Origin of the sequence: Caulobacter sp. (assembly GCF_035254145.1) — a bacterium.
In the GTDB taxonomy this organism is placed as follows: Bacteria; Pseudomonadota; Alphaproteobacteria; order Caulobacterales; family Caulobacteraceae; genus Caulobacter.
Genome location: NZ_DATFAV010000037.1, coordinates 1 through 12,971 on the forward strand (window position 1 = coordinate 1; position 12,971 = coordinate 12,971).

The 12,971-nt window shown below is 68.4% G+C and carries 16 protein-coding genes and 1 pseudogene; 8 read left to right on the plus strand and 9 right to left on the minus strand.

Features of this window, described 5'->3' with window-relative positions:
• From VJ655_RS01805 to VJ655_RS01820, 4 genes are all read left to right on the plus strand, one after another.
• The coding region (locus tag VJ655_RS01805; RefSeq protein WP_324097655.1) for a DUF885 domain-containing protein at positions 1-1,489 on the plus strand (1,489 nt) is incomplete at its 5' end.
• 175 nt (positions 1,490-1,664) lie between these two features.
• Complete coding sequence (locus VJ655_RS01810; RefSeq protein WP_324097656.1) at positions 1,665-2,600, plus strand: hypothetical protein; 936 nt, start codon at positions 1,665-1,667, stop codon at positions 2,598-2,600.
• A gap of 119 nt (positions 2,601-2,719) precedes the next feature.
• Positions 2,720-3,091, plus strand: a complete 372-nt coding sequence (locus VJ655_RS01815) for a helix-turn-helix domain-containing protein (protein WP_324097657.1) — start codon at positions 2,720-2,722, stop codon at positions 3,089-3,091.
• A complete protein-coding gene (locus VJ655_RS01820; protein WP_324097658.1) occupies positions 3,088-3,813 on the plus strand; it encodes a DUF6456 domain-containing protein in 726 nt (241 codons plus the stop codon). Before VJ655_RS01815 ends, VJ655_RS01820 begins: the two co-directional genes overlap by 4 nt.
• A gap of 34 nt (positions 3,814-3,847) precedes the next feature.
• Here VJ655_RS01820 and VJ655_RS01825 read toward each other — a convergent pair whose 3' ends face one another.
• The 7 genes from VJ655_RS01825 to VJ655_RS01855 all read right to left on the minus strand — a co-directional run bounded on the left by VJ655_RS01825 (position 3,848) and on the right by VJ655_RS01855 (position 8,308).
• On the minus strand, positions 3,848-4,597 hold the full coding sequence (locus tag VJ655_RS01825) for a glucose 1-dehydrogenase (RefSeq protein ID WP_324097659.1): 750 nt from the start codon (positions 4,595-4,597) through the stop codon (positions 3,848-3,850).
• 236 nt (positions 4,598-4,833) lie between these two features.
• Complete coding sequence (locus VJ655_RS01830) at positions 4,834-5,106, minus strand: hypothetical protein (protein WP_324097660.1); 273 nt, start codon at positions 5,104-5,106, stop codon at positions 4,834-4,836.
• 65 nt (positions 5,107-5,171) lie between these two features.
• Positions 5,172-5,474: a helix-turn-helix domain-containing protein gene (locus VJ655_RS01835; RefSeq protein WP_324097661.1), complete on the minus strand. Its 303-nt coding sequence runs from the start codon at positions 5,472-5,474 to the stop codon at positions 5,172-5,174.
• Positions 5,475-5,561: 87 nt separating this feature from the next.
• On the minus strand, positions 5,562-6,011 hold the full coding sequence (locus VJ655_RS01840) for a PA2169 family four-helix-bundle protein (RefSeq protein ID WP_324097662.1): 450 nt from the start codon (positions 6,009-6,011) through the stop codon (positions 5,562-5,564).
• Between the two features lie 59 nt (positions 6,012-6,070).
• On the minus strand, positions 6,071-7,021 hold the full coding sequence (locus VJ655_RS01845; RefSeq protein WP_324097663.1) for a rhodanese-related sulfurtransferase: 951 nt from the start codon (positions 7,019-7,021) through the stop codon (positions 6,071-6,073).
• Positions 7,014-7,469: a SufE family protein gene (locus VJ655_RS01850; protein WP_324097664.1), complete on the minus strand. Its 456-nt coding sequence runs from the start codon at positions 7,467-7,469 to the stop codon at positions 7,014-7,016. The genes VJ655_RS01845 and VJ655_RS01850 overlap by 8 nt, the downstream gene beginning before the upstream one ends.
• A 44-nt stretch (positions 7,470-7,513) precedes the next feature.
• On the minus strand, positions 7,514-8,308 hold the full coding sequence (locus VJ655_RS01855) for a HAMP domain-containing sensor histidine kinase (protein WP_324097666.1): 795 nt from the start codon (positions 8,306-8,308) through the stop codon (positions 7,514-7,516).
• 193 nt (positions 8,309-8,501) lie between these two features.
• Between VJ655_RS01855 and VJ655_RS01860 the strand changes: the two genes are divergently transcribed.
• Positions 8,502-10,244 (plus strand): HAMP domain-containing sensor histidine kinase, encoded by a 1,743-nt coding sequence (locus VJ655_RS01860; RefSeq protein ID WP_324097668.1) that lies wholly within the window; start codon positions 8,502-8,504, stop codon positions 10,242-10,244.
• 24 nt (positions 10,245-10,268) lie between these two features.
• Here the strand turns inward: VJ655_RS01860 and VJ655_RS01865 are convergent, their stop codons facing one another.
• Complete coding sequence (locus tag VJ655_RS01865) at positions 10,269-11,159, minus strand: hypothetical protein (RefSeq protein ID WP_324097670.1); 891 nt, start codon at positions 11,157-11,159, stop codon at positions 10,269-10,271.
• A 65-nt stretch (positions 11,160-11,224) separates the two neighbouring features.
• Between VJ655_RS01865 and VJ655_RS01870 the strand changes: the two genes are divergently transcribed.
• Positions 11,225-11,554, plus strand: a complete 330-nt coding sequence (locus tag VJ655_RS01870; RefSeq protein WP_324097672.1) for a DUF1491 family protein — start codon at positions 11,225-11,227, stop codon at positions 11,552-11,554.
• A 110-nt stretch (positions 11,555-11,664) separates the two neighbouring features.
• The gene (locus VJ655_RS01875) at positions 11,665-12,045 is read left to right on the plus strand and encodes a hypothetical protein (RefSeq protein WP_324097674.1); all 381 of its coding nucleotides are present in this window, start codon (positions 11,665-11,667) and stop codon (positions 12,043-12,045) included.
• 7 nt (positions 12,046-12,052) lie between these two features.
• Here the strand turns inward: VJ655_RS01875 and VJ655_RS01880 are convergent, their stop codons facing one another.
• Complete coding sequence (locus VJ655_RS01880) at positions 12,053-12,184, minus strand: hypothetical protein (protein ID WP_324097676.1); 132 nt, start codon at positions 12,182-12,184, stop codon at positions 12,053-12,055.
• A 198-nt stretch (positions 12,185-12,382) separates the two neighbouring features.
• On the opposite strand from VJ655_RS01880, the pseudogene VJ655_RS01885 reads away from it, so the two are divergent.
• Positions 12,383-12,971: pseudogene (locus tag VJ655_RS01885) on the plus strand (hypothetical protein); the annotation flags it as partial.

A 12,971-nucleotide genomic window follows, 5' to 3' on the forward strand; every position in this document is an offset into this window, starting at 1 on the left:
GCAGGAGCGACTGACCCGCGAGCTCCTACTGTTCAGTCTGGACGAGCGGATCGAGGCGGCGGCTTTCGACGAGTCGCGCATGCCGTTCAGCAGCGATGGCGGGTTCGACCTTCTGATGCTGTACCGCGCCGCCGGCATGACCCTGCGCGGCGAAGACGAGGCGCGGCGCTGGATCGCCCTGCTGAACGCGACGCCGGGCTGGTACGCGGCCAATATCGACAACGCGCGCCGGGGCGTGGCCACCGGCTTCGTCCAGGCGACGCCGACGGCTCAGGCGGTGCTGGAGCGCGCGCGGCGGACGGCCGCCACGGCGGTGTCCGAGGACCCGCTGCTGGCGCCGTTGCGCGCCATGCCGGACACGATCCCGCCGGCTGCTCGCGCGGCGTTGCTGGCGGCCGGCGAACGGGCGGTGGTCGAGAAGGTCGCTCCGGCCCGGGCCGCCTTCGCAAAATTCATGGCCGAGGAATATGTCCCCCACGCGGCGACCAGCCTGGCGGCTTCCGACCTGCCCGATGGCCGCCGCTACTACGCCTTCCTCGTGCGCCGGCACACGACCACCGACCTCACGCCGGACCAGATCCACGACCTAGGTCAGGCCGAGGTCTCGCGCATCCGCGGCCGGATGCAGGAGGCGATGAAAGCGGCCGGCTTCAAGGGCGACCTGCCGGCCTTCATCGCCATGCTGCGCAAGGACCCGGGCTTCTACGCCACCAGCCGTCAGCAGCTCCTGGAAAAGGCCAGCGAGATCGCCAAGCGCGCCGACGACCAGTTACCCGCCCATTTCGGTGTCCTGCCGCGCCTGACCTATGGCGTGCGGCCGGTGCCGGCCAGTATCGAGAAGGGCTACACGACCGGCCGCTATTTCGGCGGCGATCCGAAGGTGGGCCGCGCCGGCGGGCTGATGATCAACACTTCCGAGCTCGACCAGCGGCCCCTCTACGAACTGCCGGCCCTGGTGCTGCACGAAGGGGCGCCCGGCCACCACATCCAGACCTCGCTGGCCCAGGAGCAGATCGGCGTCCCGGAGTTCCGTCGCAACCTCTACTTCACGGCCTATGGCGAAGGGTGGGGCCTCTATTCGGAGTGGCTGGGTGAGGAGATGGGGATCTACCGCGATCCCTACGAGCTGTTCGGCCGCCTGTCCTACGAGATGTGGCGCGCCTGTCGCCTGGTGGCCGACACGGGCATCCACTGGAAGGGCTGGAGCCTGGATCAGGCCCGCGCCTGCTTCACCGACAACACCGCGCTCTCGCCGGTCAATATCGAGGTCGAGCTGAAACGCTATGTCTCCTGGCCCGGCCAAGCCCTGGCCTACAAGGTCGGCGAGCTGAAACTGCTGGAACTGCGGCGTCGCGCCGAACAGAAGCTTGGCGAGCGCTTCGACGAGCGGGCGTTCCACGACGCGGTGCTGCTGCAGGGGTCGCTGCCCCTGTCGGTGCTGGAGGCCCGCATCGACGCCTGGATCGTCCGGCGATCGAAGACGGGTTAAGGCGTCACCGGAGGTCTTGGTCCGGTTGGAAAGCCCATCCGTCGTCAGGCCGGAAAACCCATAATGGAGGCGGAGCGGACGGCGCGCTCCCTGGCAGTGCTTGTGGTTTCGCGCCGCGGCGTCATCCTGCCCGCTCGGAGTCGCTCCTGTGGGGCGTCCAGTCGTTCAAAAGTCCATGCGTGAGTTCGATCTCGACGCCGCCCGTCTGCAGTCGGCGCTCACCCGCCGTTTTCTGCTCCCGGCGCTATCGGCTCTCGAAGCGACGTTCCTGGCCTTGCGCGCCGAGACCGACCAGGCGTTAGCGGTCGAGGCGGGCGGGCGCTATGGCCGGCCCTACCCCTATGGCATGTGCCTGGAGATCACCGTTGATGTCCTGCAACGCTTGAACGCGCGGCCCGCCCGGCCGCGATCGGCCGGCGAGCGGGCCCTGAAGGCCTTTTTCGACAATGGCGGCCGAGGGCGACAGGTCTGGGGCGTCCTGCGAGATCGCTATTTCCAGAACGCGATCCAGCTGGGCTCGCTCTATGTCGACGTCTCCAACGACACCGTCGACGTGCGCAAGGCCAAGGTCGAGATCCTGCCGATGCGGGATTCAGGACTGGTCCTGGTGCGGGACGGGGCGCACTTCGCTCGGATCGGCCGCAGCTATTGGAACGGAACCTTCTATGCCAACACGGCCCTGCCGACGCTGGCGCCCGCGTTTCCGATGATCGTCGTCGACCAGCAAGGTCGCATCCAGATGCAGACCAAGACTGCCTATATGATGCGTCTGTTCGCGGCGGACGGGTTCCATCTGGCCGAGCGGTGGCTGCGGGAAGGCCCACGGCCGCCGACCGCCGTGGTCCAGGCGATGCGCGCCGGTTGCCGGCCTGAGATGTTGGCCGCGAACCCGACCGTCGGTGTCGATGCGGCCCTCCTCGCCTGCGCGCGGTTACGCGCCGCCGGGACGGTCGTGAACGAGGCCTGGATCTCGAGCATGCAGGCGCTATTCGACCGTGTTCCGGCGACGCGAATCGCCATGTCGGCGCCCATCGCTTCCCACGTGGACATTCGGGACAAGCGGTGGACGAACGCCCGTCCGACCGCGAGGATTGAGGGGGTTCCGGCCTAGTAAAATCAAAGGCTTCCACCACCCAAGCTTGAGCGAAATAGGAATATCTTCCTCGCATTGGGAAAATAAACCTATAGTGGTGTTCGCCGGCCGTGCTCGCGGCCGGGGAGGAGGACGCCATGCTGGTTCAAGCCCTTGAGGACATCTGGGCGATTTCGCCCGATCCCCGACGCGACCGCCTGACGGTCGGTTTCGTCACCCATCTCGTTTCCCTGGCCACCGGCGTATCGGCGGCGGAGATCTCGGCGCCCAAGCGAGTGTCGCACGCCGCAGTCCGCGCCCGGCAGCTGGCCATCTATCTCACCCACATCACCTTTCATTGGCCGCTGCATCGGGTGGCCTTCGCTTTTGGCCGCGATCGCACCACCTGCGGACACGCCTGCCGCAAGATCGAGGATCTGCGGGAGAACGCCGCCTTCGACCGCCGCCTGGCCGAACTGGAGGCCTGCCTGCGTCAGGCCCCGGCCTATGTCGAGGAGATGCCGCAATGACCGCGGCCATCGACGTGGAGCTGGAGGCTCTGCGCCTCGCCGAGCGCGCCATGCGGCTGCTGTCGCGGCCGGGCGCCGTGATCGAGGCGCGAGGGCTGGGCTATGGCGTGCGTCTGGGCGCGAGCCGGCGGCGCAGCGTGATGCTGGTCCTGGACGAGACCGCCTTCCAGGTGCTGGCGCGACAGGCGACCCTGCGACCTCGACCGCAGGGCGGCTGGATCATGGTCGCTAGGCCCGAGTCCGTCGCCCCGCCGCCGCCTGGCCGTCCGGGTGTGATCGAGTCGGAGATCGCCGCGCCTGGGCACGGAGGTCCGCTCCGTCGCAACCTCGGCGAGTCGCCGATCGCCTGGCTGGCGCGGCGCCGCGACGGGGAGGGGCGGCCCTGGCTGACTCCGGTCGAAGCCGCCGCCGCCGAGCGCCTGCGCGAGGAGTTCGAGAGCCTGGGAACCCTGGGCCGCACCACGATGAAATGGGACGTGGTTCGCGTCGATGGCGGCCGGCCCGGCCTAGCGCCGGCCGAGCGCGACCACGCCACCCGCCAGCGGATCGCCCTGGCGCTGACGGAGGTCGGCCCCGGTCTTCGCGAAATCCTCGAGCGCGTGTGCTTGATGGGCTCGGCGCTGGAGGCGGCCGAGCAGTCACTGAAACTGCCGCGCCGGGCGGGCAAGACGGTGCTGAAACTCGCCCTGCAGCGCCTGGCGCGGCATTACCGGATGGCATGAGCGGCCCGCCGTTCGGGCGCGCATCAGGCCAGGATCAGCGGTTGCCGCCCGCGACCGCGATGATCTCGCCGGTGATCCAGAAGCTCTCGGGCGAGGCCAGGAAGGTGGCCACCGGCGCGATGTCCGACGGCTGGCCCAGGCGGCCCAGCGGGGTCTGGGCGACCATCTGGGTCTCCAGCTCCGAGCCGATGATGCCGATGGTGTGGGTGCCTTCGGTCTCGACCGCGCCCGGCGAGATGGCGTTGACCCGGATCTTGCGCGGACCCAGCTCCTTGGCCAGTACGCGCGTGATCGAGTCCACGGCGGCCTTGGTGGCCGTGTAGACCGAGGCGGTCGGAATATCGACGGTGGTGGCCGCCGAACTGATGTTGATGACGCTGCCGCCGTCCGGACCGAAACGCTTGGCGGCTTCGCGGGTCGCCAGTAGCACGCCCAGGACGTTGGTGTCGAACTGGCGGCGATACTCGGCCTCGCTCACCTCCTCGATAGGGGCGAAGGCGTAGACGCCGGCGTTGTTGACCAGGATGTCGACGCCGCCGAACGCAGCTTGCGTCTCGTCGAACAGCCGAATGACATCGCTCTCCTTGGCCACCGAGCCCTGCACGGCCACGGCCTTGCCGCCGGCGGCAACGATCTCGGCCACCACCTTGTCGGCGCCCTCGCGGCTGGAAGCGTAGTTGACCGCCACGGCCGCGCCCTCGGCGGCCAGGGCCTTGGCGATAGCGGCCCCGATACCCTTCGACGCGCCGGTCACGACGGCGGTCTTGCCTGCAAGCTTGCTCATGATCTCTCTCCGTTCGGCCCACTGGCCGGTCGCCTTGAGCGGCGATCGCTTCGACATTTAGATAATCGTCGAAGTGATTCAATGAGCGGGAGGGAGATTTGTTGAGGGGCTTTTGATGCGCCATGGCACGGCGCGAACGGGATGAAGGCTCGCGGGTTCGATCTAGGTCCGGCATTCGCCGGGAAGGTCGGGTTTTGGGATGAAGTCGTAGGACTGCGCACGACCCATCGCGATCGTCAGCCCGCCTTCGACGCGTAGACGACACGGCAGTCGCCGTCGATCGTCGTGTAGCGGTGGTTCGCCGCGTCCACGAACGCGATGCGCCCCCCGTCGTTGTATTCGACCTTGCCCGTCGACTGGCCGGTGTAGGTCTGGGTCCCATAGGTCCAGCAGGTGATGTCCGCCGGGCGGTCGGTCCAGGTGGCGTCGTTGCGGGCTCGCCGGCTTTCGGTGCAGGCGGATGAGGCCAGAGCGCCGGCTATGGCGAGGAGGGTAAGTGCGGTTTTCATTCCGGCAACCTCCCACGACCCGGCCAAGATCGAAAGTCCAACTTCAGCGTGCGGCAGGGCCGTTCTCAGATCGCGGCCAGTTGCGCCAGATATGCGTTCAGGACGTCGCGCTGCAGCACCAGGAAGGCGAACTTGCCCTGCCGGCAGATGCGGATGAGACCGGCCGTCTCCAGTTCCTTCATGTGGTGCGAGAAGGTGGCGGCGCTGACCGCCACGTGCTGGGCCACGGCGCCGCAGGGCGTGGGCTCGCTGGCTGCGCCGATCTCCTTGAGGATTTGGCGGCGGCGCGGCTCGGCCAGGGCCTTGGCGATCAGGTTCACCTGACGCTCGTCGAGAACAGGGCGGGAGGCATCTTCCATGGCCTTCATATGCGGCGCGGCGGCTCGAGACGCAAACCGACGCAAAAGGGCGGGACCTTGCGATCCCGCCCTTCGCCTTGGCGTCGCCGGGGCCGACTAGTGCTTCAGCATGTGCTTGATGTCGCGCATCTGGTCGTGGCCGGCCTTGACCGAGGTCCAGGCCCGTTCGATCGCGGCGCGGGTCTGGGGCTGGACGTCGGCGTCCTTCAGGGCCTTTTCGTACTTGCCCTTGATGTAGTCTTCGCCGGCCTCCACCTCGCTGACGACGGCTTCGTCACCCTTGGTCACGGCGTCCTTCAGGTTCAGGAAGGCGCGGTGGGCGGCGGCCAGGATGGTGCCGTCGTCCTTGGCCTCGCCGCCCAGGCGCCGGACCTCGTCCTGCAGTTCCGAGGCGATCGAGCGGCGCTCTTGGGCGCGGCGTTCGAACAGCTCCTTGTAGCGCGCGCCCTCGGCGTCCTTGGCCGCCTCGGCGTAACCGTCGGCGCTGTCGATGGTGGTCTCGAGCAGGCTGTTGACGAGCTTGATGTGGTCTTCGTTGGTATGCATCGGCAGGCTCCTCGCTGCGGGAAGGGGAGCCGGGTCAACGCGGGGCGGGCGCAATGGGTTCAGCTTGGCCGGACTGGCAATTTCGCGCCCACGTGGTCGATGCCCAGGGTTTCGCAATGCTGGGCCTGGCGGTGACGCTCGGCGGCGCGGGCCTTCTGGTCGACACTACGCCGATCGTGACAGGCGGGGCACGAGACGCCCTCGACATAAAGTGGCGAGGCCTGGTCCTCCGGGCCGACCGGCATGCGGCAGCCCCGGCACAGGACGTGCGCTCCCGGCGTCAGGCCATGGCCGACCGCCACCCGCTCGTCGAACACGAAGCACTCGCCGCGCCAGAGGCTCTCCGGCTCGGGAACCTGCTCCAGATAGTCGAGGATCCCGCCCTTCAGGTGGAAGACCTGTTCGATCCCCTCGGCTTTCAAGAAGGCGGTCGACTTCTCACAGCGGATGCCGCCGGTGCAGTACATGGCGACCTTCAGCGGCGCGGCGTCGGGGCCGCGGGCGGCTTCCAGATCCTGGCGGTAGTTCCGGAACCAGGCTGGAAATTCCGAGAAGCTGGCGGTCTTGGGATCAACCGCGCCCTCGAATTGGCCGACGGCGACCTCGTAGTCGTTACGGGTGTCGATCACCAAGACATCGGGATCGACGATCAGGGCGTTCCAGTCGGCGGGCTCGACATAGGTTCCGGCGTTGGTCGGATCGAGGTTCGGCTCGCCCAGGGTGACGATCTCTTTCTTCAGCCGCACCTTCATCCGGTAGAACGGCATGGCGTCGGCCCAGGCGGTCTTCGGCGAAAGGTCGGCGCAGCCGGGCAGGGCGCGGATGTGCTCCAGCACCGCCTCGATCGCGGCGTCCTCGCCGGCGATGGTGCCGTTGATCCCCTCGCGGGCTAGCAGCAGGGTGCCCTTGACGCCCAAGCCGCAGCATAGCGCGGCCAGCGGCCCCTGGATCGCGGCCGGATCCTCGAACCGCGTGAACCGATAGAGCGCCGCGACGCGATAGCTAGCCAAGGGAAGGCTTTCCCGCGACGTTCTGGCCAAGCGCAGCCTGGGCGTCGCGCTGGATGCGGGCGACCATCGACTTGAGCCCGTTTGAGCGTTGGGAAGACAGCGCCTCCGACAGGCCCAGCCGGTCCAGGGCGCTCTTGGCGTCGAAGGCGACGATGTCGGCCGGCGCGCGACCCGAATAGAGCCGCAGCATGATGGCGACCAAGCCGCTGACGATGTGGGCGTCGCTGTCGCCTCGGAACTTCAGGGTCCCGTCGGCCTGGGGTTCGGTGACCAGCCAGACCTGACTGGCGCAGCCGCGCACCTTGTTCGCCTCGGAGCGCTCGGCGTCGGTCAGGGCCTCGAGGTCCTTCCCGAGCTCGATGACGTAGCGATAGCGCTCCTCCCACTCACCCAGGAGCTCGAACTCTTCGGCGAGGTCGTCGAGGGCGGCGTCGATCGGGTTGGTCATGAGCGGGCGTTTAGGAGCCTCGTCCGCCCAAGGCAAGCGCTGGCTCAGCCCGTCGGCAGGATCAGCCGGGCCAGGAAGCCGGCGCCCAGGCTGGAGGAGAGCTTCAGCCGCCCGCCCATCGCCCGCGAAAGCAGGTCGACGATCGGCAGGCCCAGGCCCACGCCCTCGTTGCTGCGGGTCAGGGTGGAGCCGCCCTGTTCGAAGGGCTGCAGCAGGCGCGGCAATTCAGCGCTCTCCACGCCCGGACCCTGGTCGCGAACGGTGATCTCGACCTCGCCGCCGATGCGGCCGGCGGCGACATGCACCACGCCGCCGGCGGGCGAGTGGGTCACGGCGTTCTGCAGCAGGTTCGACAGCATGGTCCGCAGGCCCCGGCTGTCGGCCAGCACGCAGGGCAGGGCGCCTTGGCCGATGACGTGGACGATGACGTCGCGCCGGGCGATCTCGGGACGCAGGCCTTCCAGCACGTCCTCGAGCGCCTCGTCGAGGTTCTCGGGCGTCATCTTGATGTCGGTGACGTGCCCTTCCAGGCGCGCGATCTCGACGATCTGGTTGACCAGCTTCAGCAGCTTGACGCCGCTTTCGTGCACGATCTGGGCGTACTCGCGATACTGCGGCGCGCCGAGCGGGCCGTAGAGCTCGTGCGAGAGGATCTCCGAGAAGCCGATGACGGCGTTCAGGGGGGTGCGCAGCTCATGGCTGACCATACGCAGGAACGAGCGCTTGCGGTCGTCGAGCGTCGCGCGGCGACGCTCCTCCGCGGCGGCTCGCCGATCGGCGGGCGCAGGTTCCGCGAACGGAACGGCAAGCGATGCGTCAACAGACGCCGGTTCTGGCATTACGAACTCCCGGACCTTCTGTCCGTGACGGTTTGAACCCGGACTATGCGTCACGGCGCTTACGATTCCGTTTCCGTCCACAACGAGTCCACGAGGAAAGATCGCTTAACGATTGTGCGTGCTTGGACGGAACGGTCCCGTCGCGGTAGGCTCCACTGTCGGCGAGTCCCGCCGAAATCGAAACCGGCTGGCCTTGGAACTCAAAACGCGCCCAGACCCGATCAGGCGTCCCGCTCCCTCGGCGGGAGTTGATCCTGCGCGCGAATGGCCCGCGCACGGGTGGCGCCTGGGCTGGCTGGCGGCCATCTGTCTGGCGGCGGTTTCGGCGCTTTTCATCACGGACGCGCGCGTCTGGCCGGTCTGGGCCGCCTTGGGCGCGGGGGCGTTCCCGGCGCTCGTGGCCCTGGTCTTCAGCGGCAAGGGCGAGCGCACCGAAGCCCTGCTGCTGGTGCTTTGGGCCGTGGGCGGCGCTTCCGCCGCGGCCCTGACCGGCGGTGTTTCGGGGGCGATGGCCGCCTGGTGCCTGGCGCCGGTCGCGGCGGCCTCGACGATGGACCAGCCCAAGCGCCTGGCCGAAGGCGCCGCGCTGGCCCTGATCGGCGGCTGCGTGGCCGCCCTGACGCAGCTTTCCGGCCTGGCGCCGGCCGCCCCGACGGGGCCGCTGGCCTTCGTGCTCGGCTTCCTGGCGCTGGTGACGACGGGCCTGGGTCTCGCCGCCGGCCTGCTGATCGGCCGCCGCCGCCAGGGCGTTCGCGATGACCGCCACGCCTTGAAAATCGGCTGGCTGGAGACCTTGCTGGATGGGCTGCCGCACTTGGCCATCGCGGTACGCGGGCACGAGCAGGTGACCACGGTCCGCGGCTCGGCGCCGCTGGGCGTCTCCACCGAGGAACTGATGACGCGCGGTCTGGCCGCCGCGGCCGCTTCGGCGGACCGGCAGCGGCTCGCGGCCGCGATCGCCCAGGCCCATCGCGACGGCGCCGCCAGCCTGACCTTCACGCCGGCTCTGGGCGTGGAGCGTCTGGTGGCGCTGGACCTCCAGCGCGTGGCGCCCAATCAGCTGGTGGGCGTGCTTCGCGACGTGACGGTCGAACGCGACCGTGAGATCGCCCTGGACCAGGCTCGCGCTGACGCCGAGGCCCTGGCTGCCGGCCGAGCCCGGTTCCTGGCCAATATGAGCCACGAGCTGCGCACGCCCCTGAACGCCATCATGGGCTTTTCGGACATCATGCGCGCCCGGATGTTCGGTCCCCTGAGCGATCGCTACGCCGAATACGCCGAGCTGATCCACGAAAGCGGCGGGCACCTGCTGGACCTGATCAACGACGTGCTCGACATGTCCAAGATCGAGGCCGAGCGCTTCGAGCTGCAGCGCGGCGTGTTCGACGCCCGCGAGGCGGTGCAGGCGGCCATGCGCCTGCTGCGCGTCCAGGCCGACACCGCCGGCGTGCAGCTGCGCGGCGTGCTGCCCTCGGGCGAGTTGGAGGTCGACGCCGACCGCCGCGCGCTCAAGCAGATCGTGTTGAACCTGGTCTCCAACGCCCTGAAGTTCACGCCACGCGGCGGCCAGGTTACCGTCACGGTAGACGGCTATGACGGCGTTCTGGAGATCGTCGTCGCCGACACCGGCGTCGGCATCAGTCCCGAGGACCTCGAACGCCTGGGACGTCCCTACGAACAGGCTGGCGGCGCCGAGCAACGCGCCCGGGGCACGGGCCTTGGCCTGTCTTTGGTGCGCGCCTTCGCCAAGCTGCATGGCGGCGAAATGGCCATCGAAAGCCGCCTGGGCGCGGGAACCACCGTCTCCGTGCGCCTGCCGGTTCTATTGTCCCAGCTGAGCCCGGCCGCTACGCCGGCGCTGGAGACTCCGGCCGAGGAAGAGACGCCGCCGCCCACGAGCCTGGGCGACAACGTCATCGCCTTCGCGCCGCGCTGAGGACAAGCGCGCTTCGATCGGTCCCTAGTGCAGGAACGCGCGTCCCGCCGCGAAATCCCCGACCTCCACATAGGCCTTGCGAGTGATCTCGCTGCCGCGCCCGGTGAAGGCGAATTCGACGATCACGGCCTCGCGGGGATCCAGCTGGCTCATGGCCTCGGCGACGGTCGAGGGGAAGCGAAAGGCCAGTCCCGTCTTGGCGCCCGTCGGGAGCAGGGTCGGAGGCGCTTCCTCGCGGCTCTCGGCGTTGAACACCAGGCTGGCGTTGCGCGGCGCGACTTTGCCGTCGAGGCCGCGGCTGGATTGATTGGCGATATAGGGCCCCAGCGTGCGGCGCACATCGCGCAGGATCACCCGGGCCGCATAGGGGCGCTGGCCGTTCTCGAACGTCGCCACCGCCGTCACCGCCTTGGCGCGGCCGGCCAAGCCGAACATCAGGCGATCACCGCCGAAGGTCGACGCCTGCGACAGGCGCCAGAACGGAATGGTCGCGGAGGAAGCGCGGTCCGCCTTCCACGACGCGACGTCCCCCGGATAGTTCATGCTCTGCATCTGCGCATAGCCGTCGAAGGCGGCCTTCACCCGCGAGGCGGCCAGGGTGAGGTCCTTGGAATCGCAGGCGGCGGCGCCCGCCTTGGCCCGAGCGCGCTGTTCGAGGGCGAAGACCTGTTGCTCGCTGACGCCCGAGCGCAGGGTCGCGCCTCGGGCCTGGGCGCGAGCCGCGTCCAGCGCCGCCGCGATTGGTGTCGCGAACAGGCGGCATCGGGCGTCCGCGGCCGTCATCAGGGTGCGTTCGTAGAGCTGGTCGGCGGCGTTGGCCGCCCACAGGACGTTCGGGGCGAACAGGGCCGCCATGACCACCACCGCCGCGACGGGGGGCCGAACGCGACCTTTCTGATGCTCTGCGGACGTCATTAGCCTATGGGTTAAAGCGCGTGAAGGATGGGTTCTAGGCGAACCCGGGTTGCGGTTCGGTTAGCATGCTTCTTTCGACGGATATCTGGGTGGGCGCGCTGATCCGGCGGGCCGAGCTTGGCGGGGCCTTCGCGACGGTCGCCCGCAAGGGGGACGCGCGCGCCGGAGCCGTGCTGGTCAAGGTGGTCGACCGACGGGCCGGGACCGTGCGGCTCTACAGCGAGGCCACGCGGGGCGATGGCGAACGCTTCTGGATGCAGCCCGTCCGATCCGAATTCGAACCCGACCTCGACGCCTACGCCGAACGCGCCGCGCGCATCGACCCGGACGTCTGGGTCGTCGAGATCGAGGACCGCGAAGGCCGCCATTTTTTGACCGAACCGGTCGAGGCTTGAGGCTCGGAAGGCGCGGCGGCATGCCGCATTAACCGTGCTCCTAAACCGGCCCGAAAGCCCATTTCGGGTAGTGGAGACTCTTCCCTCTTCACCTTACAGCCCTGCCTCCCATGCTCTTCCTGATGAACGATGTCGTTCTGAGTTTCGACGCGTCCGAAATGGCGCCGCCGATGACGCGCGAACGTTTCGCCCAGCTGTCGCTGAGCCGCGTGGGGGATTTGGGTAAGGAGCTGTTCTCCGAGGAGCCGTTGCTGCACCACAAGGATGTGGAGCGGGCCCAGCGCCTGGCCGCCCTGATCGTGGCCAAGGCTCCGGAGATCAACGCGGCCCTGTTCATCGCGCCGGGGCGCGGCTGTCGGGTGGAGGACGTGCAGGTGCGCTTCGCCCAGCTGAGCCTGGAGGTCATGAGCGCGCTGGTGCACCGCCAAAAGGCCGGCGCCCTGACCAATGTCGAAGCCGACCGTCAGGTCTGGCGGCGTCTGGCGGCCTAGACCGGCTTCAGACGAAGGTCATCATCCAACTGATCACCACCGCCAGGGCGGTGAGACCGGCCAGGGTTAGGCCAATGCAAAAAGCGCTGCCGGCGGGATTGGACCGGCTTGGCGCACGGTGATGGTCTAGCAGGGCCATCGTTCGATTTCCTCCTGACGCCCGGCGATCTGACGCCGCCGGTGCGATCCAAGGCAAGCATGACTCCAAACCCATTCTTCGAATAGGGGCATTTTGACCGCTTGATGGGCATGTGAGCGGACACAATGACGCGGCCGAGCTTGCAAGGCCGCCTCCACCCGCTCTAGTTTCAATCGCGGGTTGTGCTTGGGGGCGGGAATGGTGTCGAGAATCGCGCGCGCGGCCTTGGCGGGGGTGCTGGGCTTGGTTGTTTCCGCGGTTTCAGGGCAGGCCCACGCCGCGTGGCAAAAGTCCGAAAGCCGGCACTTCGTCGTCTACAGCGATGGCGGCGAGGAAAATCTCCGGGCCTTCTCCGCCAAGCTCGAGGATTTCGACGCGCTGTTGCGCCTCTTCCACGGCCGGGCCGCCAACCAGGAGGACGCCGCGCGACGACTGGACGTCTATCTCGTCCGCAGCCCCGATCAGTTGCGCCGCATCTTTCCCGGCGTGGAGAATGTCGCCGGCGCCTATAGCGCCAATCCGAACGACATCTTCGCGGCCGCCATCCGCAAGCAGGACGGGCTGGCCGACGATACGGTGCTGCACGAATACGTGCATCACTTCATGCTGCAGCACTATCCGGGGGTCTATCCCGCGTGGCTGGTCGAAGGCTACGCCGAGTACTTCATGACCGCGAATTTCGACGACCGGAAAATCCTGGTCGGCGCGCCGAACGGCGCCCGCGTGACGGGCCTGTTGCGCGGATCGTGGGTGTCGGCGCGAGACCTGCTCACGAAGCGGCCCGGCC

Bases quoted from the DNA above. Each gene is read 5' to 3' on its own strand.
- VJ655_RS01810 (WP_324097656.1), top strand. From the start codon at position 1,665: ATGCGTGAGTTCGATCTCGACGCCGCCCGTCTGCAGTCGGCGCTCACC.
- VJ655_RS01815 (WP_324097657.1), top strand. From the start codon at position 2,720: ATGCTGGTTCAAGCCCTTGAGGACATCTGGGCGATTTCGCCCGATCCC.
- VJ655_RS01820 (WP_324097658.1), top strand. From the start codon at position 3,088: ATGACCGCGGCCATCGACGTGGAGCTGGAGGCTCTGCGCCTCGCCGAG.
- VJ655_RS01825 (WP_324097659.1), bottom strand. From the start codon at position 4,597: ATGAGCAAGCTTGCAGGCAAGACCGCCGTCGTGACCGGCGCGTCGAAG.
- VJ655_RS01830 (WP_324097660.1), bottom strand. From the start codon at position 5,106: ATGAAAACCGCACTTACCCTCCTCGCCATAGCCGGCGCTCTGGCCTCA.
- VJ655_RS01835 (WP_324097661.1), bottom strand. From the start codon at position 5,474: ATGAAGGCCATGGAAGATGCCTCCCGCCCTGTTCTCGACGAGCGTCAG.
- VJ655_RS01840 (WP_324097662.1), bottom strand. From the start codon at position 6,011: ATGCATACCAACGAAGACCACATCAAGCTCGTCAACAGCCTGCTCGAG.
- VJ655_RS01850 (WP_324097664.1), bottom strand. From the start codon at position 7,469: ATGACCAACCCGATCGACGCCGCCCTCGACGACCTCGCCGAAGAGTTC.
- VJ655_RS01855 (WP_324097666.1), bottom strand. From the start codon at position 8,308: ATGCCAGAACCGGCGTCTGTTGACGCATCGCTTGCCGTTCCGTTCGCG.
- VJ655_RS01865 (WP_324097670.1), bottom strand. From the start codon at position 11,159: ATGACGTCCGCAGAGCATCAGAAAGGTCGCGTTCGGCCCCCCGTCGCG.
- VJ655_RS01870 (WP_324097672.1), top strand. From the start codon at position 11,225: ATGCTTCTTTCGACGGATATCTGGGTGGGCGCGCTGATCCGGCGGGCC.
- VJ655_RS01875 (WP_324097674.1), top strand. From the start codon at position 11,665: ATGCTCTTCCTGATGAACGATGTCGTTCTGAGTTTCGACGCGTCCGAA.
- VJ655_RS01880 (WP_324097676.1), bottom strand. From the start codon at position 12,184: ATGGCCCTGCTAGACCATCACCGTGCGCCAAGCCGGTCCAATCCCGCC.